The sequence below is a fragment of the Escherichia sp. AM3 genome, from assembly GCF_032029835.1.
GTDB classification, from domain to species: Bacteria; Pseudomonadota; Gammaproteobacteria; order Enterobacterales; family Enterobacteriaceae; genus Escherichia; species Escherichia coli.
The window spans coordinates 1-231 of the sequence record NZ_JAVUPQ010001362.1; the positions used below are offsets into that span (position 1 = coordinate 1).

Here is a 231-nt window from a genome sequence, read left to right on the forward strand (position 1 = left end):
CGTGCACGACGGCATTCACGCCGCCCCGCGTGGCGTCGCGCAGGGCTTTTACGCCCGGCATGTCGCGCAGCGTCTGGATCAGCGGCGTGAGTACCGCGCAGTCACTGCGCAGCTCGCCATCCAGCCCCAGGCCTTCGCGCAGGTTCAGGATGGTTGCCCCGTGGCAGCCCAGCGTGCCGCTGACAATCAGCACGTCGCCTGCGCAAAGCTGCTGCGCGCCCCAGTGAATGT

1 protein-coding gene is annotated in these 231 nt (G+C 68.8%); it reads right to left on the reverse strand.

The window, feature by feature from the left end:
• Positions 1-231, reverse strand: a 231-nt coding sequence (locus RTW80_RS31060; RefSeq protein ID WP_312722116.1) for an AIR synthase-related protein, incomplete at both ends; no start/stop codon positions are given.